This window comes from Flaviramulus multivorans (assembly GCF_021728415.1).
Taxonomy (GTDB): Bacteria; Bacteroidota; Bacteroidia; order Flavobacteriales; family Flavobacteriaceae; genus Sabulilitoribacter; species Sabulilitoribacter multivorans.
This window is the reverse complement of sequence record NZ_JAKKDV010000001.1, coordinates 867,484-886,649: the sequence shown is the minus strand read 5'-3', so window position 1 is coordinate 886,649 and position 19,166 is coordinate 867,484. Positions and strand designations below refer to the sequence as shown.

Annotated in this window: 17 protein-coding genes; 5 read left to right on the top strand and 12 right to left on the bottom strand. The window is 33.6% G+C overall.

Features of this window, described 5'->3' with window-relative positions; translation table 11 throughout:
* Positions 1 to 4 precede the first annotated feature (4 nt).
* The 10 genes from L3X39_RS03925 to uvrC form a co-directional block, all read right to left on the bottom strand.
* Complete coding sequence (locus L3X39_RS03925) at positions 5 to 2,560, bottom strand: TonB-dependent receptor (RefSeq protein ID WP_237230440.1); 2,556 nt, start codon at positions 2,558 to 2,560, stop codon at positions 5 to 7.
* A gap of 177 nt (positions 2,561 to 2,737) precedes the next feature.
* Positions 2,738 to 4,357: a glucose-6-phosphate isomerase gene (pgi, locus tag L3X39_RS03920; protein WP_237230439.1), complete on the bottom strand. Its 1,620-nt coding sequence runs from the start codon at positions 4,355 to 4,357 to the stop codon at positions 2,738 to 2,740.
* Between the two features lies 1 nt (position 4,358).
* Positions 4,359 to 5,675 carry a peptidoglycan DD-metalloendopeptidase family protein gene (locus L3X39_RS03915; RefSeq protein ID WP_262910952.1) on the bottom strand — a complete coding sequence of 439 codons (1,317 nt, stop codon included), beginning with the start codon at positions 5,673 to 5,675 and terminating at the stop codon, positions 4,359 to 4,361.
* Positions 5,633 to 6,550, bottom strand: a complete 918-nt coding sequence (locus L3X39_RS03910; RefSeq protein WP_237230437.1) for a tryptophan 2,3-dioxygenase family protein — start codon at positions 6,548 to 6,550, stop codon at positions 5,633 to 5,635. Before L3X39_RS03910 ends, L3X39_RS03915 begins: the two co-directional genes overlap by 43 nt.
* A gap of 6 nt (positions 6,551 to 6,556) precedes the next feature.
* Positions 6,557 to 7,339, bottom strand: coding sequence for a DUF3108 domain-containing protein (locus L3X39_RS03905; protein ID WP_237230436.1), 783 nt, complete (start codon positions 7,337 to 7,339; stop codon positions 6,557 to 6,559).
* A gap of 193 nt (positions 7,340 to 7,532) precedes the next feature.
* Complete coding sequence (gene hppD / locus L3X39_RS03900) at positions 7,533 to 8,693, bottom strand: 4-hydroxyphenylpyruvate dioxygenase (protein ID WP_237230435.1); 1,161 nt, start codon at positions 8,691 to 8,693, stop codon at positions 7,533 to 7,535.
* Positions 8,694 to 8,828: 135 nt separating this feature from the next.
* Positions 8,829 to 9,986, bottom strand: coding sequence for a homogentisate 1,2-dioxygenase (locus tag L3X39_RS03895; protein WP_237230434.1), 1,158 nt, complete (start codon positions 9,984 to 9,986; stop codon positions 8,829 to 8,831).
* Between the two features lie 218 nt (positions 9,987 to 10,204).
* Complete coding sequence (locus L3X39_RS03890) at positions 10,205 to 12,448, bottom strand: patatin-like phospholipase family protein (RefSeq protein ID WP_237230433.1); 2,244 nt, start codon at positions 12,446 to 12,448, stop codon at positions 10,205 to 10,207.
* Between the two features lie 10 nt (positions 12,449 to 12,458).
* A complete protein-coding gene (locus L3X39_RS03885) occupies positions 12,459 to 12,824 on the bottom strand; it encodes a hypothetical protein (RefSeq protein ID WP_237230432.1) in 366 nt (121 codons plus the stop codon).
* A 25-nt stretch (positions 12,825 to 12,849) separates the two neighbouring features.
* Positions 12,850 to 14,643 (bottom strand): excinuclease ABC subunit UvrC, encoded by a 1,794-nt coding sequence (gene uvrC / locus L3X39_RS03880; protein WP_237230431.1) that lies wholly within the window; start codon positions 14,641 to 14,643, stop codon positions 12,850 to 12,852.
* A 96-nt stretch (positions 14,644 to 14,739) separates the two neighbouring features.
* On the opposite strand from uvrC, the gene L3X39_RS03875 reads away from it, so the two are divergent.
* Genes L3X39_RS03875 through L3X39_RS03855 form a run of 5 tightly spaced genes read left to right on the top strand, consistent with a single transcriptional unit; the run spans position 14,740 to position 18,098 of the window.
* Positions 14,740 to 15,201, top strand: a complete 462-nt coding sequence (locus L3X39_RS03875; protein ID WP_237230430.1) for a VOC family protein — start codon at positions 14,740 to 14,742, stop codon at positions 15,199 to 15,201.
* 52 nt (positions 15,202 to 15,253) lie between these two features.
* A complete protein-coding gene (locus L3X39_RS03870; protein ID WP_237230429.1) occupies positions 15,254 to 15,700 on the top strand; it encodes an ATP-dependent zinc protease family protein in 447 nt (148 codons plus the stop codon).
* Positions 15,678 to 16,553 (top strand): 30S ribosomal protein S6--L-glutamate ligase, encoded by an 876-nt coding sequence (gene rimK, locus L3X39_RS03865; protein ID WP_237230428.1) that lies wholly within the window; start codon positions 15,678 to 15,680, stop codon positions 16,551 to 16,553. The genes L3X39_RS03870 and rimK overlap by 23 nt, the downstream gene beginning before the upstream one ends.
* Positions 16,554 to 17,528, top strand: coding sequence for a succinylglutamate desuccinylase/aspartoacylase family protein (locus L3X39_RS03860; RefSeq protein WP_237230427.1), 975 nt, complete (start codon positions 16,554 to 16,556; stop codon positions 17,526 to 17,528).
* Positions 17,529 to 17,534: 6 nt separating this feature from the next.
* Positions 17,535 to 18,098 carry a 5-formyltetrahydrofolate cyclo-ligase gene (locus L3X39_RS03855; RefSeq protein ID WP_237230426.1) on the top strand — a complete coding sequence of 188 codons (564 nt, stop codon included), beginning with the start codon at positions 17,535 to 17,537 and terminating at the stop codon, positions 18,096 to 18,098.
* On the opposite strand, the gene L3X39_RS03850 is transcribed toward L3X39_RS03855, so the two are convergent.
* Together L3X39_RS03850 and L3X39_RS03845 are read right to left on the bottom strand one after the other, a co-directional pair.
* Positions 18,099 to 18,725 (bottom strand): lipoprotein signal peptidase, encoded by a 627-nt coding sequence (locus tag L3X39_RS03850; protein ID WP_237230425.1) that lies wholly within the window; start codon positions 18,723 to 18,725, stop codon positions 18,099 to 18,101.
* A gap of 60 nt (positions 18,726 to 18,785) precedes the next feature.
* Positions 18,786 to 19,166, bottom strand: a complete 381-nt coding sequence (locus L3X39_RS03845) for a TraR/DksA family transcriptional regulator (protein ID WP_237230424.1) — start codon at positions 19,164 to 19,166, stop codon at positions 18,786 to 18,788.

Here is a 19,166-nt window from a genome sequence, read left to right as displayed (position 1 = left end):
TTTTTTAAAAATTAAGTTTTGCTCCAATACTAAAGGTTCTTCCGTAACCAAAATAAACAAGAGCAGTTTCAGCTACCGAACCACTTCCATCTTGGGCATCTGATATATATTCAGTATCAAACACGTTATTCATTCTAGCTGTTAAACTAGCATCAAACGGTCCAAATTTAAAACCATGTGTCATCGCTATATCAAAAAGTCCATAAGCTGGCATTTCCCAAGCATCAGGTGCTCCTTCAGTACCACGATCACTAGGGTCGAAATCTGCATAAATATTATCGTAATAATTATAATCAATAATTAATCTTGTTTCTGGAGAAAATCTATAGTTAACCCCTAATGCCATAGTTGTTTGTGCAGCATCAGCAACATGTAAATCTTTTATATATAAATCAACTGTTTCTACAACATTTTGGTCTTCGTCAAGTATATCAACATCTGTTACATTACTATCCCATCTCCAATCTCCAATTGACGCCATACCGGTTAAACTCAACTTATCCGTAGCCCTATAAACAAAATCTAACTCAACCCCTTGATGAATTGCATTAACCCCTAAAATATTTGCTGCAGCTCTAGTCCCGTCAGGTTGTTGAAACGTTGCAGTTTCTGTTCTATCATTCCATCTAGTACTATATAAGTTTAAATTTGCAGATAATTTTTCTCCTCTAAAACCATACCCCAATTCAAAACTTGATATTTTTTGATTTGGTGCATCAGCATTTATATTATCATTGCTAAAGTTCAAAAACACAGAATCAAAACCTGGAGCCTTTTCAAAATATCCAAGGTTTGCAAACACATTATGATTCCCATCAATTCTATAATTCGCACCACCTTTAGCACTAAACCCAAAGAAGTTATATCGATCGGTTTCTTGTAAAGGATCACTATCTAAATAGTTAAAATAGTCAACTCTTTTATAAGAAGTATTAGATGCTGCTAACGATATGAATGTATTGAAATTTTCATTTACATCATATTCTAACTGTCCAAATGCACCTAACCAACCTACTAAACCATCATTAAAATAGTCTCTCTTATCGCCCACTTGAAGCGCTGCATTTGGGTTGTTAACATTCCCATTATCTAAGGCATATTGTGCACCTAATAAATCGGTTACTTCAGAGAAATGTATTCCCTTATAGTTTCTGTAATCTAATCCTGTTAACAACACTAAATCGTCAGATAAATTTGTCTTTAATGTTGAAAGAACACCATACCAGTTATGGTCATTACGCGAAGCTCTTAAATACGTTTCAGCGCCATTTGCACCAGCGGCAACATTGTCATCTACTATTTTATCAAAATCTATTGGTCCAAAAGCTCCAATTCTGTAATCACCTTGACCTGTCGTGGCATCAAATCCAAACTTAAAATCACCAGCGGTACCACCACCACCACCAGATCCGAAAGATGCATAAGCAGAGGTATTAATAGATGTATTATCACTTAAATTCCAATAATGGTTTAAGGACATTTGTGGTTTATTATAAAAATTGTCTTCTTGAAACGTTACTTGTCCGTTTTTATATCCCCAATCTGCATTAAATTTTCTACCTCTTTCAGCTCTTCTGAATGTTTCTATTAACTGTCTGTTTTGTCTTTGTCCATGACGCTGTTTTGCACCAAAGGCAGAAAATGACAACTTATGAGCATCGTTAATTTCCTTCGAAATATTTACGAAATAAGATACTCCTGAAAACTCTGTACCATCAACATAACCGTCTCCTTCTGTTTTAGCTGCTGAAACTGTTGCAGCAAAACCGTTGTCCATTAATCCAGTTGAGTATGTTAAACCATATTTAAAATAGCCATCATTACCAATTGAAGTTATTACATTTCCTCCTTCTTCTACGTCAGTTGTTTTTGTAACAATATTTATTGTACCACCAATAGAAGGTACTGCAATTTTAGCAGCTCCTAAACCTCTTTGTACTTGCATTTGACTTGTTACATCGCCTAAACCAGCCCAGTTAGACCAGAATACTCGACCATTTTCCATGTCGTTTACAGGAATACCATTAATCATAACCGCAACGTTTTCAGAATTAAATCCTCTAAGGTTAATTCTACCGTCACCATAACCTCCACCTGCTTTGGTAGCATATACCCCTGGCGTAGATTTTAAAATTTCCGGAAACTCTTGGGTTCCTAGCTTTAATTCAATATCTGCAGATTTAATAGTTGACACTGCAACCGGTGTTTTTCTGTCAACTGCAACCGATGCAATAATTTGAACTTCTTCTAAGCCCACTTGACTTGATTCTAAAGTAATGCTTCCTAAAGTTGCATTTCCAGAAAACGGTACTGTTTTAGATGTATAACCAATGTAAGAAACAACTATTTCTCCGGATGAAGATTTTGTCGTTATTGTAAAGTTTCCATCAAAGTCTGAAACAACTCCGTTTGATGTTCCCTTTTCAACAACGTTAGCACCTGGTAATGGAATATTTGTTCCTGCTTCCACAACTGTACCAGTAACTGTGCTTTGAGCTATTAATGCTGTAGTAAATAAAAAGGCTACAGTCATCAATAAATTTTGAGTAATTTTTCTCATAATTTTTGAAAGATTAATTATTTAATTTTTGAAATTAGTCCCAGCAAAAATACGTATAATTATACATTGAATATTACTCAATTGTTAAGAAATTTAACAATTGTTGATAAATAAAAAGACGCTAGTATTTGATTTTTAGCGTCTTTTTTAAATTTTTATTGATAAAAATGTCGAAGTTTACGAGATATTCTTATAATAACTCAATAAACTTTGTGTTGAGGAATCATGTTCACTTTTCGCAGTATTGTTAAATTCTTGTAAAATTTTAGAAGCTAATTGCTTTCCAAGTTCTACTCCAAATTGGTCATAACTAAAAATGTTCCAAACAATACCTTGAACAAATATTTTATGCTCATACATCGCTATTAGTTTGCCCAAACTTTCTGGTGATAACCTGTTAATAAATATGGTATTAGTGGGTTTATTCCCTTGAAACACTTTAAAAGGAATGATGTTTTTGGGAGTATTTTCTGCAATCACCTCAGCTTCAGTTTTCCCATTTAACAAGGCTTCAGTTTGTGCTAAAAAATTGGAAATCAATTTATCTTGATGATCCTTATTTCCGTGTAATGATTCTTTAAAACCAATAAAATCAGCTGGAATTATTTTAGTTCCTTGGTGAATTAACTGAAAAAATGCGTGTTGTGAATTGGTTCCTGGTTCACCCCAAATAATTGTTCCCGTTTGATAGTCAATAGGATTTCCATTTCTATCTACACTTTTACCGTTACTTTCCATAATACCCTGTTGCAAGTACGTAGCAAACTGGTTTAAGTATTGAGAATATGGAATGATAGCCTCGGTTTCAGCATTAAAAAAGTTGTTATACCAAATACTAATTAATGCCAGTAAAACAGGAATATTTGTTGCAAAATCTTCATTTTTAAAATGTTCATCCATTTTATTAGCACCTTTCAATAAGCTATCAAAATTTTTATAGCCTACGGCTAGACTAATTGATAACCCTACAGCACTCCATAATGAAAAACGACCACCAACCCAGTCCCACATAGGAAAGATGTTATTTTCGTCAATACCAAATTCCTTTACGTTTTTTAAGTTAGTTGAAACCGCCACAAAATGTTTTGCAATAGCCTCTTCTTTCGCTGATTTTAAAAACCATGCTTTAATTGTATTGGCATTTGATAATGTTTCTTGTGTAGTGAATGTTTTAGAAACAATTACAAATAAGGTGGTTTCCGGGTTTAGTTTTTTTATTACTTCATTTACATGATCCCCATCAACATTACTTACAAAATGCGTGTTTAAGTGGTTTTTGTAAAACTGCAAAGAATCAACAACCATTGCTGGACCTAAATCGGAGCCTCCAATTCCAATATTAACTACATCAGTAAATGCTTTTCCGGTAAAACCTTTTAGTTCGCCATTTACAACTTGCTTGGTAAACGCTTCTATTTTTTGTTTCACGCTATATACTTCAGGCATTACATTAACACCTTCTACCTTAAAATTGGCATCTTTTGGCGCACGTAAAGCTGTGTGTAATACGGCTCGACCTTCGGTTTTATTTATTATTTCACCAGAAAACTGACTTTTAATGGCATCTTTCAACTTTAGCTCATCGGCTAATTCCAACAAATACTTTAAAGTTTCTTCGGTAATTCTGTTTTTAGAAAAATCAACATAAAAATCATCCCATTTAATCGTGAATTTATTTGCCCTGTTTTTGTCTTGAGCAAATAAATCCTTCATATGAATGTTCTTTACTGCTTTAAAATGTTGCGATAATTTTTCCCAAGATTTTGTTGTGGTTGGATTTACTGTTGGTAATGACATGTTATGAATTTGCTTGAGTGATAATAGTTTGCTCTGGTTCTTCTTCTTCTATTTCTGGTTTAAAGAAAATATTGTCTAGCTGATATTTTAAGGGCTTTATAAACTCCAAATACTTCACTTTTAAAGAGTCTGAAATAGGTTTAGCTTCTGGTAGTTTTTGCTTAAAAGGGTCTACTTGTTTTCCGTTAACCCAAAAACGATAGCATACATGTGGCCCTCCTGTGTTACCTGTCATGCCAACCCATCCAATAACATCGCCTTGTTTTACAAATTGACCTACTTTAGCTTTACGCTTACTCATATGTAAATATTGAGTTTCATACGTTGCATTATGGCGTATTTTTACATAATTTCCATTACCTCCTCTTCTTGCCGATTCGGTAACTGTACCATTTGCAGTTGCCATGATAGGTGTTCCAATATCAGCGGCAAAATCAGTGCCCTTATGCGGGCGAACTTTATACCCGTAAACAGCTATTCTTCTTTTTAAATTATATCTTGATGAAATGCGTTTGAACTTTACTGGAGCTTTCAAAAAGGCACGTCGTAAGTTTTTTGCTTCTTCATTAAAATAATCAATAATGCCTTTGGTTGAATCTGTCATAAACTCAAAAGCATAAAATGGTTCGTTATTATGCTCAAAAAAAGCCGCTTTAATATTATGAACTCCAGTATAAATAGTATCGTCGATATACTTGTCTGTATAAATCACTTTAAAACGATCTCCTTTTTGTAAACGACGAAAATCGATAGTCCACGCATAAATTTCGTCGGCCATTTTATATGCTAATCGCGGACTTAGCCCTTGTTCTTCTAAAGTTTCAGAAATGTTATTTGTAATTACACCTGTGGCTGTTTTTTCGATATATTTAATAGGTTTTCTGCTGGTGTAAGCATGAATGGAATCGTGAAAATTGATAACCACATATTCTTCCATTGTTGGCTGATAAATAAAACATTTAGGGAGTTCTAAAGAATCTTTTGAACACAAAAGTGTATAAGGTTTTCCTATTTGGAGTCTTCTTATATCAAAAGTGTCTTTTGCTTTTTCCGCAATGTGAAATATTTTTGGATAGCCTACCTTATTACGTTCTAAAATTACTCCAAAACTGTCACCGCGTCTTATGGTGTCTCTTTTAACGATATAATCGTTTAAATTAAACCCAAATTCGAGAATTTCTTCGGGTTCCTCTACAACGGCTAATTCTTCTTTTATTACAGGTTTTTCTACTTCTTCTTTACAAGCTATAAAACAAATTAAAGCTACTAATAGTATTATATATTTGTTCCCCACGTTTCTTTTTCTTTTTCGGTCCATAAATCTGGAAAAAATATTCTTTTTTGATATTTTGGGTGCATGTATTTTACCCATTCACTGCCTCCTGTTGCTTCTGCTGTTTTACCGTTAATATTTAAATAGTGATTTGCCGTATTGTAATGCGCCATAACCCATTTTATATTAACTGTATAATCATAATGTCGCATCGCCTCAGTTAAAGCTTTATTTTCTTTAGCTTCTTTAGGCAGCGACTTAAATTTAGAATACAAATTGTTAAACTGATAAAACTTTGTAAATCTAATAAATTCCTCTTTATACCGCTCCTCAAAAGCTGTTAATGTATAGGTTTTTTTTCCAGTTTTATAATCTTTACCCGCTGCTTGCCAATATAGGTGCTCAAAAGCATGCTCGTATGATGTATTTCTATCAATCGTATCTCTAAATCTTTTATCGATTAAGTTAATAAGCTCGGTAGATGCAAACTCTATTTTTCTGTACTGTGCACTCTGAAAACCACTGGCTGGTGTTAATGTAGTTCTGAACTTATTATACTGATTAACATCCATTCCATCTTTCATGATACTAAAAGATGATGTAAGCACATCAAAGTAACGACTTACACGCATTATTTTATCTGTAAATATTTCGGTTGTTATATTATCATCCTTGGCCACTTGTTCAATCTCACTAAGTATCATCTTGAATAATAATTCAGAAATTTGATGGTACATAATGAACACCTTTTCATCAGGAAAAACGGTGTGTTGTATTTGAAGATTCAATAAGGCATCGGTTTGAATGTAATCCCAATAATTTATGGGTTTACTATGCAATAAACCCTCCAAATGTGTTTCAACATCTTGGTTTATCGCTTCGTACTTTTCTTTAAGTTGGTTGGTTATTTTGGAGTTCAAAATTTCTTAATTATTTACAACTATTTTAAACGGATGTTTTAAACCTTTAAAAGCTTCTAAATCTGCTCTTAACGAGCCTACAGCCAAATCTGCTTTAATGCGCAAAGGTACTTTATTTTTGTCTTTTGAAACCCATAGGGTTAAACTTTCTTCTTCTTTAAAAACACGTCCTGCCATTACATAAGGTCTGAATTTTAAGGTCTCAATTTCGCCAAAGTCTGTGTCTATAGTTTCTTCTCCTAGGTATTTTAATTTAAACCCATAATTTTCTTTATCGAAAAACATATCGGTTCTAATCTCATCACCTACTTTTAATTTGCTCGGATTAATCGAATTACGTAAATAGTAATAGGTAGACACCATGTCTTGTATATTAGGTGTGGTGGTAAAAACTGTTTTTACGTTATGTTTTTTATCGTTTACGTAAGCTTTATTATTTTCTTGGTCAAAATCTATCTCTATATCTTTTGTGTAACCGCCTTCGTCAATATTTCTAATAAACTTATATGGCAACATTGTTTTTCTGTCAAAATAGCTTTCGTATCTATCTTTTACTTTAAAAAACCATTTTATCATACCTGTGGTCCAACCTTTCCCTACTACATGATATACATCCTTATTATCCAATTTAGAAGCTTTTACAGCAAGGGTAGCGTTGCCAGCCTTTAGAAACCCACTATAGCTCATTTTGAATTTAAACCATTCGCCATCACCAAACGCAGATTCTTGTTGGGCATACGACAATTGTAATGCGGTAATTGCGATTATTATAAGTAGTATTTTTTTCATTTTATTTGGGTTATGGAAATGTAACTTCTTTAAAGCTAATTTATTGTTTACAATTAAGAAATTACAATTACTATTCCAAAAATATAAAAAATCTTCTCACAGCCTGTAAATATTGGAAGTTCTTAACACAAATTTGGTATACATAATAAAAAACTCCATCGTTTTGATGGAGTCTTTTTATTTATTAATGGTTTTAAAGGGTGCCTCTTTTAGCTTGTTCGCGCTCTATAGACTCAAAAAGTGCTTTAAAATTACCTGCACCAAAGCCTCTAGCTCCCATACGTTGTATTATTTCAAAGAATAGTGTTGGTCGGTCCTCAACAGGTTTTGTGAAAATTTGAAGTAAATACCCTTCTTCATCAGCATCAATCATGATACCCAATTTTTTTAAGGTTTCAATATCTTCTCGTAGTTGATGACTGTGCTCCTCTAAGCGCCCAGGAACCGCTCTATAATACTCTTCTGGAGGAATCGACAAAAACTCAACACCTCTATCCCTTAACTGACTAACAGTACTAATAATATCATCCGTTGCCACCGCTATGTGTTGTACGCCTGCGTCTTCATAAAAATCAAGATATTCTTCTATCTGCGAGCGTTTTTTCCCTTTAGCTGGTTCGTTTATTGGAAATTTAATACGCCCGTTACCATTACTCATCACTTTACTCATAAGCGCCGAATATTCGGTATGTATTTGTTTGTCGTCAAAGGATAAAAAGTTTTCAAAACCCATTACGTCCTCATACCATTTTACCCATGTATTCATTTGTCCCCAACCTACGTTACCAACCATATGGTCGATAAATTTTAATCCAACGGGTGTAGGATTATAATCCGATTTCCATTCTTGGAAACCTGGTAAAAATGCCCCATTATAATTTTTGCGTTCTACAAACATGTGAACCGTTTCGCCGTAGGTATAAATTCCAGCTCTTACTACCTCGCCATGTTCGTCTTTTTCAACAACAGGTTCCATGTAAGATTTAGCTCCTCTACTGGTGGTTTCTTGGTACGCTTTTCTAGCATCTTCAACCCAAAGCGCAATTACTTTTACCCCATCACCATGCTTTACAATATGGTCATTTATAGGTGACTTACTTGTTAGTGGTGTTGTAAGAACAAGTTTTATTTTATCTTGTTTTAATACATAACTCACTTGATCTTTCGAGCCTGTTTCTAAACCTTTATAAGCATATGATTGAAATCCAAATGCTGTTTTGTAAAAATGTGCTGATTGTTTTGCATTACCTACATAGAATTCTACATAGTCTGTTCCTAAAAGTGGCAAAAAGTCTTGTGCCCCTTCAAATATTTTTTCTAAACCGTAGTTTACTGATTTTATGTCTTTACTCATGATTAATTGTTGATTTGTTGATTTGTTAAGTCGTTTAGTTGATAACAAATGATATATTTTAGCCCTGATTGATGCGAAATCCTTTTGCATCCTGCAAAAGATATAGCGGAAAGCAGGAAATAGCTTCAAATTAATTTATTCCAGCCAAGATTTATGATAACTATCATCGGCTATTTTCATAGCTTCTTCGGTTACTTTTAGAGGTTTGAACGTGTCCACCATAACTGCAAGTTCATCGGTTTTTGTTTTACCAATACTACGCTCTGTCGCTCCCGGATGTGGCCCATGCGGTATCCCCGCTGGATGCAAGGAAATGTGGCCTGCTGCTACATCGTTTCGACTCATAAAATCACCATCAACGTAATACAACACCTCATCGCTATCAATATTACTATGATTGTAAGGTGCTGGTATTGACTGCGGATGATAGTCGTAAAGCCTTGGTACAAAACTACACACCACAAAAGCATCAGTCTCAAAGGTTTGATGTACTGGAGGTGGTTGGTGAATACGCCCTGTTATAGGTTCGAAATCGTGGATTGAAAACGCATAAGGGTAGTTGTAGCCGTCATATCCAACAACATCAAACGGGTGTGAAGCGTACACCATTTCTATAATATCGTCTTGTTTTTTAACTTTAATTAAAAAGTCACCACTTTCATTATTCGTTTCTAGCTCATATGGTCTGCGAATATCGCGTTCACAAAATGGAGAATGCTCCAAAAGTTGTCCAAACCAGTTTCGGTAGCGCTTAGGTGTATAAATAGGTCTGCGAGATTCTACAATAAATAGGCGATTATCCTTTGAGTCAAAATCAATTTTATAAATAATCCCTCTTGGAACTAAAAGGTAATCGCCATATTTAAAATCTAAATTTCCTAAATGTGTTCGTAATTTACCAGAACCTTTGTGAATGAAAATAAGCTCATCCGCATCGGTGTTTTTATAAAAATAGTCGTTTGTAGATTGTTTTGGTGCTGCCAAAATAATAGCACAATCGCTATTGATTAAAACGGTTTTTCTACTTTCTAAATAATCGTTCTCTGGTTTTACTTGAAACCCCTTTAAACGATACGACTGAATATTATTTGTTTTAGCAATTTTTGGTGCTACGCTATATTGTTTTTTAATCTCTTTTACCTGCGTAGGGCGTTGCTCGTGATAACTGTTTGTTGACATTCCGTCAAAACCGATGGTCCCAAATAGTTGTTCGTAATACAAGCTTCCATCTGATTTTCTAAACTGTATATGGCGTTTATGTGGAATGTTTCCTAATTTATGATAAAAAGGCATTTTTATAAATTTTAAGTTAAAAATGAAAAGTTAAAAGTTTAAAAATCAAAACTTTATTATTCAATATAAAGATACAAAAAGCCAGCTCATTCTGGGTTTCTCTTGATGAGATAGTGTAGAAATAAAAGTAAATCTTTCCAAAAAAGTATCATAGTGTTACAAATATCGGAATTAATTAAGAAACTGCATAAAAACACGCCTGCCTTAACAGAAAATTATTAAAACCAAAAGCCAATATTAAAAAACCAAACACTTTGTTTTTGTTCTGGGGAATAGCTAAACTTAGCCTGAATAGGACCAATAAAACTATCAATAGCATACCCCAAGGCATAACCACGATAGTCTGGGAGTGTAAACCACTCACCCGACTCAAAAATATTATCATCAATATTTGCCCAATTCCCTTCGGCTGTAATGTGATGCTTTTTAAATATTTCAAAATCGGCAGTAACTGAAGCCTTCACATAGCTATTACCTGTAAGTGATATAAAATCGTATCCTACAAACGGAATAAAATTATTTATTAGGTTATTGCCATAGCCGCCTAAAGCAAAATCTAAAGTTTTTGTAGTCTCTTCACCCACCTTAAAACCGCCATGGGTTTGTAGATTGAATGCTAATTTATCCGTTAAGCTAAATGCGTATCCCATATCTGCTTTAGCAATAGAAAATTGGTTGAAATTTTCAACGAAACCTGAAGCGTGCACATAAATATGTAAATCGCCATTAAAATAAACTCCTTTTTTAGGGAAATATTTATTGTCGTAGGTATCAAGCTTTAAGTTTCCAAAAAGGCTCAAATAATCGGTATTTTCAAATATGAATTGATCGTTTTGGTTGGGTTGTAAAATTGTCTCAGACGCTACTTTTAAGCGTTTATGTTCTACACCCATACTGAGTGCAAAATCCCTCCTGAAAAGTGTTTGTAAATATATTTGATTAGTTTGGTCGGCAAGTTTAGCGTCTATTTTATTTAAACCTGTAGACATTATTTGCTCGTCATCTAACAGTAATTGTGCATTTATATTTTTATGGAATTGATTGTATCTTGATCTTAAACCTACACTCCAATAAAAGCCTTTATCAATTAAATACTCAAAATTGTAGCGCACATTATCACCCAAAATAATATCTAATGAAGCTAAATCATTACTAAACAACAACCGCTTTTTCGTTAAGTTTACAAGTGCTGCACTTTTATATAAATCGTCATAATGTAATCCTAATTTTAAAAAAGTATTTATTTCAGACTCTTTTAAAGTAGTTACAAGGTCGTAGCCCTCACCATCTTCTGCGTTTTTTAGTTGATATTCAAAGGAATCAAAATTGTTGGTTGCTACTAGATTGTCTATCCCTTTTGCAAAATTTTTATAACTAATTTTTTCATTGTCTTTTATCTTTAATTTCCCTAAAACATAAGACCTCGTATAGTTTTTATTTCCTTCTACGACAATATTTTTTATAGTAATACTATCACGCGCAGTAGGTATAATTCTAGATATATGTTGATTTGATTTATCTGAAACCAAATTTTTTAGCATTTCCATTTGAGATAACGCTGCTTCCTTCCCTTTTTTAATTATTTGAATACCTTCACTAAAGGAAACAACCGAAAAATCAGTGATATCTGGCTTTATGTAAACATCGGTTTTTTTAACCTTTGTTTTCATATCATTAATGGTTCGGAAATTGTTAATTTGAATCAAAACGTCAGGCGCCGAGGTTAAAGCGTTTCTATCTGCCAATCCATCTTGCACATCCACACCAATGATAATATCCATGCCTTTGGCTCGTAACTCATCAATCGGGTAGTTGTTTACAACACCGCCATCAATTAACATGTCGTCATCAATAAACACGGGTTGAAAAAGCGATGGCAAAGCGCCACTCGCCATAACCGATTGGGTTAAATTTCCTTTATCTAGTATAACAGGTTTGCCAGTTTCAATATTAGTAGCAATACAAAAAAACGGAATAGGCAATTCGCTAAAATCTTTTACATCATTAACATGCAAGGTTAATTTTAAAAGCAAGCTATAGGTATTGTATCCTTTTGAAAGCGCCGATGGTAATTTTAATTTAAAATCTTCAAAAGGAAGTTTTACGGCATATTTTTCGGAGTTATCTCGTTCGTAAAATGCTTTTGAAGCTCTGGGCAAATTATCGGTAATAATGTTATCAAAATCAATTTCTTGAAAGATAGAATCGAGCTGTTTACCCGTATAACCCGATGCGTACAGCGACCCAATAATCGCGCCCATGCTCGTGCCTGCTATATAATCAATTTTTACACCTAAGCTATCTATAACTTTTAAAACACCAATATGCGCTAAGCCTTTGGCGCCACCACCACTTAACACCAAGCCGATTTTTGGTTCGGGTTTTACCAGTGTATCATTTTGCGCTTTCGCGGAAAACAATACAAGTAGGCTTAGGATTAATATGATCGTTTTTTGTTTCAAATTATTGTTTTTACCAACTTTGCTTTATGCCTCCACTACTGCCTGATTCCGGTAATGGTCTATCGTAATGTAATTTTTTATTGTAAGCATTGTATTTTAACTTCTCTAACTGAGAATATCTAGCTACTTTAGAATTTACCAGTTCAATTATTTTTTCGAGTTGTCCTTTAGTAAGGTGTTTATTCCAGATTAATTTATCTCCATAAAAAGCAATCCCTTTTATGTCATTAAAAGATTCCGATTTAAGAAACTTATTCCAGTGCTCATCTAATACCTTTCTATCGTTAGTTCTATCTCGCCACAAAAAATACTGTATCAAAATTCCAACTAGCACAATAACAGATACTGCAATTAATAGTGTATTAGAAGTGTTCATTTAAATTGTATTAGTTAGATTTTTTTTACTTCTCATGATAATAATTATAAACCTTTTCAGCTCTTGAAACACCAACTACAGCTTCCAATTCGTCTAACTTTGCATTGGCAACTCGTTTTGCCGATTTAAAATGTTTTAACAACTCTACTACCGTTTTTTCTCCTACTCCAGATATGGTTTCAAGCTCCGTATTCAATGCACTTTTACTACGCTTATTTCGGTGGTGCTCAATACCAAAACGGTGTGCTTCATTACGTAATTGCTGTATAATTTTTAGGGTTTCGCTTTTTTTATCTAAATATAAGGGAATTGGATCGTTTGGATAGAATAATTCTTCCAAACGTTTAGCAATTCCGATAATAGCAATTTTTCCTCTTAAATTTAAAGCGTCTAAACTTTTTAAGGCTGACGATAATTGCCCTTTGCCCCCATCAATAATTATAAGTTGGGGTAACGATTGATCTTCATCCAACATACGCTTGTAACGTCTGTAAACCACTTCTTCCATCGATGCGAAATCATCGGGTCCTTCAACCGTTTTTATATTAAAATGTCGGTAATCTTTTTTACTTGGTTTTCCGTTTTTAAACACCACGCAAGCAGCAACAGGGTGTGTTCCTTGAATATTAGAATTATCAAAACACTCAATATGTCTTGGTTCTTCAGAGAGCCTTAAATCGGCCTTCATTTGCGCCATAATACGGTTTACATGCCTATCAGGATCTACAATTTTCATTTGCTTAAAACGCTCCATTCTAAAATATTTGGCGTTTCTGAGTGATAAATCTAAAATATGCTTTTTATCACCTAATTGTGGTATGGTTACTTTTATGTTTTCACCTAATTCTACCTGAAAAGGTACATAAATCTCTTTTGACTTTGAATGGAATCGTTGTCTGATTTCTGTAATCGCAAGTTCCAGTAATTCTTTATCGGTTTCGTCTAATTTCTTTTTAATTTCTAATGTATGTGAGCGAATAATAGAACCATAAGAGAGTTGTAAAAAATTAACATAGCCATAGCTTTCATCGCTCATTATCGAGAATACATCTACGTTGCTAATTTTGGGGTTTACAATAGTAGATTTTGCTTGATAATTCTCTAAAACCTCAACTTTCTCCTTTATTTTTTGAGCCTCTTCAAACTGCATGTTTTCAGCATAATCTCGCATTTGTTGTTTAAATTGAGAGAGTGAATCTTTAAAGTTTCCTTTTAGAATTTGTTTTATGGCTTTAATATTTTCGTTGTACTCCGCTTCTGTTTCAAAACCTTCACAAGCACCTTTGCAGTTTCCTAAATGATACTCCAAACAAACCTTATATTTCCCCGCTTTTATCTTTTCTTCGGCTAAATCGTAATTACAGGTACGTAAGGAGTACAATCCTTTTATAAGACTTAGCAAAGTGGAAACCGTTTTCATGCTTGTGTAAGGTCCAAAATAGTCTCCGCCATTTTTAAAAACTCGACGTGTTGAAAATACTCTAGGAAATCGTTCGTTTTTAATGCAAATCCAAGGATATGATTTGTCATCTTTCAGCAACACATTATATCGTGGTTTGTGTTTTTTTATAAGATTATTTTCCAGCAATAAAGCATCCGTCTCTGTTTCAACCACGATATGCTTAATGCTGGCAATTTTTTTTACGAGTACGCGCGTTTTACCATTATCGTGAGTTTTTGTAAAATAAGAACTAACGCGCTTTTTTAAATTTTTTGCTTTCCCAACGTAAATAATCATGCCCTCTTTATCAAAATATTGATATACTCCGGGTTGATTTGGTAAGGTTCGTAATTGTATTTCTAAAGCAGGGATATCCATTAAACCAAAGGTATATTAAATTCTAGATAATGTAAAAATTAGCCTTCGTTTTTTAGTATCTTGCACATAACTAAATGAATTACATCCCTCTTTACAATGAAAAAAATAATCCTTTTTGTTACAATTGCTTTACTCTCAAAATCCACTTTTGCACAAGATAACTCTGATTTTTCTATGAGTTTTGATCATTTAGCTCTTTCTGTGAAGGATGTAGATATATCGGCTGAGTTTTATAAATCTATTTTTAACTTAAATGAAATTACCAACAAAGGCAAAACTGATGGTGTACGTTGGTTCTCGTTAGGTGATGGAAAAGAACTCCATTTAATCTCTATTGTTGAAGGCGATATTAAACTTAATAAAGCCGTTCATTTTGCAGTAACTACTTCTAGTTTTGATGCTTTTATTCAAACGCTCACCTCAAAGAACATAGGTTACACAAGTTGGACCGGAGAAGACAATAAAATTACTTTAAGAGACGATGGAGTGCAACAGGTTTACGTGCAAGACCCTGATGGTTACTGGGTTGAAGTAAATAGTGTAATGCAAAAAAAATAATCGCTTTTCTTTCAACTAATTTACTACCTTGCGCCACTTTTTAAAATAGAAAATGAGTAAACATATTATTGGTAGAGTTGATAAGATTGACTTCCCAAAATTGGGTCTATTTAATATTGATGTAAAAATTGATACAGGCGCATACACCTCTGCTATACATTGTTCTGAAATTATTGTTGAAGACCATAGTTTACGATGTATTTTTAATAGTGATGTGCATCAAAATTTTGGTAAAACAGAAATTGTATTTAACGAATACTCGAGAACCAATGTAAAAAGTAGCAATGGCTACAAAGAAAACCGATACAAAGTAAAATCCGAAGTTGTATTTTTTGGAAAAACATACAAGATTAACTTAACTTTAAGCACCAGAGACGACATGAAGTTTCCTGTACTAATTGGCAGGCAGTTTTTAAAACAAAAATTTATAGTTGATGTAGATTTAGAAAACGTTTCTTATTTATATAAAATACACAATGAATATAGTAATACTATCTAGAAACGCAAATTTATACTCAACGGCACGTCTTATAGAAGAGGGCCAAAAGAAAGGACATAAAGTAGAAGTTATAGATCCTCTTAAATGCGATATCATTATTGAAAAAGAGAAACCAACTATCTATTTTAACGATCGTTATTTAGATTATGTTGATGCTATTATACCTAGAATTGGCGCTTCTGTAACCTTTTTTGGTTGTGCTGTAGTTAGACAATTTGAAATGATGGGGGTTTTTACTACCGTTACTTCGGATGCAATAATACGTTCCAGAGACAAATTACGTAGTTTCCAAAGACTGTCGAAAGCAGGTATAGGTATGCCAAAAACTGTATTTACTAATTATTCTCGAGATATTGAACAAGTACTTTCTCACGTTGGAGGTGCTCCTGTTATTATAAAATTATTAGAAGGTACTCAAGGTTTAGGGGTTGTTTTAGCCGAAACTAAAAATGCTGCAGAATCCGTTTTGGAAGCCTTTAATGGTTTACAGGCTCGAGCCCTTGTACAGGAATATATTTCAGAAGCTAAAGGTGCTGATTTACGTGCTTTGGTGGTAGACGGACAAGTTGTAGGCGCCATGAAACGCCAAGGAAAAGAAGGTGAATTTCGTTCTAATTTACATCGAGGAGGTTCTGCAAGTATCATTAAACTAAATCATGATGAACTCAAAGTTGCCATGAATGCAGCGCGAGCCTTAAAACTACCCGTTTGTGGTGTAGATATGTTGCAATCTGCAAGAGGACCTTTGCTTTTAGAGGTTAACTCTACACCTGGTTTAGAAGGTATTGAAGGTGCTACAGGAAGAAATATTGCAAAAAGCATCATTACTTATATTGAACGTAACAAGAAATAAATGCCAGAAAAAAAACAGGAAATACTAACAATTTTTAATGAGCAGATAAAACCTGGAGAAAGTAAAGAAGTTAATTTTGATGTGGCTAATTTACATACTTCATCGTCTGTAAATGTTCCTATTATTGTTGAACGTTCAAAAAAACCAGGGCCCACTGTTTTGTTCACGGCAGGTATTCATGGTGATGAAGTAAATGGGGTTGAAATTGTTCGTCAGCTTATCGCCAAAGGCATCAATAAACCCAAAATTGGCACTATTATTTGTATGCCTGTTATCAATATTTTTGGATTTATAAACTTAAAACGTGAGTTTCCCGATGGCAGAGATTTAAATCGTGTTTTTCCTGGGAGCCCCTCTGGTTCTTTAGCGGGTAGAGTTGCACATAAATTGGTAACTGAAGTTATTCCTCATGCCGATTTCATTATTGATTTTCATACTGGTGGTGCTGGTAGGTTTAATTCACCACAGCTTCGTTATTCAAAAGATAGTAGGAGTCTTGATGTATTGGCTAAAGTTTTTGGAGCTCCTTTTGTTTTGTATTCCAAAAATCTCTCAAAATCGTTTCGAACCACGTGTTATAAGTTAGGCAAACCTTTGTTACTTTTTGAAGGTGGAAAATCGTTTCACATTGATGATACCGTAACAAATTCTGGTGTTAATGGCTCTAAACGAATTTTAAAACATTTAGGCATGTTGAAAACTACCTTTAAAGCATCAAAGCCTAAAAAAGATTGTATTTTTATAAACGAAAGTAAATGGATTCGTGCTAATTATTCAGGCATGTTTAAGCCGTCAATTGCCGTTGGAAATCTTGTTAAAAGAGGCGATGTTTTAGGTAATATAACCGATCCATATGGGAAGTTTAACTTTTTTGTAAAAGCTCAAAATTCTGGTTATATCATTAACGTGAATGAATCCCCTATTGTATATCAAGGTGATGCCTTATTTCATATTACAGCCAAACTAAAACGATAATCTGTAATGACGAAAGCTGAGTTACGAAAAACATATAAAACACGTCGTAGTCATTTATCTTTATCAGAAATTGAAGATTTAAGTATATCCATAGCAAATCAACTTTTAACACTGCCTATTTGGGACTTTACATTTTATCATATTTTCTTGAGTATTGAAGAGCAAAAAGAAGTGAATACCGATTTTATATTGAATATTTTATCTGGAAAAGACAAAAATATAGTAATCTCTAAAAGTGATTTTAATACTGGAAATATGACGCATTTTCTTTTGACAGATAGCACCAAGATAAAGAAAAACGCGTATAACATTCCAGAACCTGTTGATGGCATAGAAATATCGAATGATAAGATTGAAGTTGTTTTTATTCCACTTTTAGCTTTTGATGAGCAAGGAAATCGAGTTGGTTATGGCAAAGGGTTTTATGATCGGTTTTTAGGGAAATGCAACCCTGAAATTTTAAAAATAGGTTTATCGTTTTATCAAGCTGAAAACGAAATTGTCGATGTTTTTGAAAGCGATATTAAACTAGATTATTGCGTGACGCCAGAGCGAGTTTATAGGTTTTAGTTAATTGGTCTTTTTGGGAAACGCCCTTTTATTAAATACAATTAGCATGATGAATCCAGTGCTAATTGCCATATCGGCAATATTAAAAACTGGTTCGAAAAAATTAAAACGTTTACCTCCATAAAAAGGAAACCACTGTGGTAAGTCAATTTCAAATAAAGGGAAATATAGCATATCAACTACTTTACCATGCAACAGGCTATCATAGCCTCCGGTTTCAGGCATAAAAACAGCCACTTGATTGATACTGTCTTCAAATAGCACACCGTAAAAAACCGAATCGATAATATTGCCTAAAGCACCTGCAAATATTAATGCAATAGCCAATATTAATACTCTTGAACTTTTGTTTTTTGTAGCATTATGTAACCAGTACCCAATACCAAAAATAGCCACTACTCTAAATAGTGTTAATATTACTTTGGCGGTTCTATCAGATATAAACGATACAAAATCGCTGATTTTTGTTCCCCAAGCCATTCCATCGTTCTCAATAAAATATATTTTAAACCAACTAAAAACATCAAGACTTTCATAAAGTGTAAAGTGTGTTTTTATATAAATTTTACTTATTTGGTCGATTAACAAAATAAGCGCTATGATAATTATGGATTTTTTTAATGACATTTTTACAAAATAAAAACGTCTCGCATAAGGAGACGTTTCAAATATATAATTAAAATAAAATTATTGCATGTTTTTTGCTTCAATACTTAAAGTAGCGTGTGGTACTAATTTTAAACGCTCTTTGTTAATTAGTTTTCCTGTAACACGACACACCCCGTAAGTTTTATTTTCAATTCTTATTAATGCATTTTTTAAGTCGCGGATAAACTTTTCTTGACGAATAGCAAGTTGTGAATTAGACTCTTTACTCATTACTTCACTTCCTTCATCAAAGGCCTTAAACGTTGGCGATGTATCATCGGTCCCGTTGTTATGATCATTCATATAGGCACTTTTAATAAGTTCTAAATCGTGCTGTGCCTTTTTTATTTTATCTTGAATTAATGCCTTAAATTCAGCTAAATCCTTATCCGAGTATCTTACGTTTGCATCTAAACTCAT